Source organism: Achromobacter sp. SIMBA_011 (genome assembly GCF_046535435.1).
GTDB lineage: Bacteria > Pseudomonadota > Gammaproteobacteria > Burkholderiales > Burkholderiaceae_B > Achromobacter > Achromobacter dolens.
The window spans coordinates 1-389 of sequence record NZ_JAWRWN010000098.1; the positions used below are offsets into that span (position 1 = coordinate 1).

General features: G+C 64.8%; 1 protein-coding gene. It reads left to right on the forward strand.

Annotated elements, in window-relative coordinates:
* The coding region (locus SB816_RS30090; protein ID WP_410548002.1) for a substrate-binding domain-containing protein at window positions 1–350 on the forward strand (350 nt) is incomplete at its 5' end.
* Window positions 351–389: the final 39 nt, after the last annotated feature.

Here is a 389-nt window from a genome sequence, read left to right on the forward strand (position 1 = left end):
TGGCGAATACGTCCGGCACCGGCACGTGGGAGGACATCGCCGGCCGCATGGGACGTCTCGACGACGTCAGGCGGTTCCGGCGGAACATCGTCGGATTCGGCAAGGGCAGCGGGCCGAGCTTCAGGATGTTCGTCGACAAGGACGCGGATGCCTGGATCACCTGGCCGGACTGGCCGATCACGCATCCCGACCAAGCCGATTACGTGAGCTTGTCCGCGAACCGGGCGATCTGGAGAGACGTCAACGTTGCGCTCGCCCCGGATGCCGATCCTGAAGCGAAGCAATTCCTCGATTTCCTGAACAGCGATCGTGGCGCCGCCATCATGAAGACCGAGGGCTGGGTGCGTTGAGCGGATGACGGAGCGCGACGGCGGAACGTGCGTTCCGAG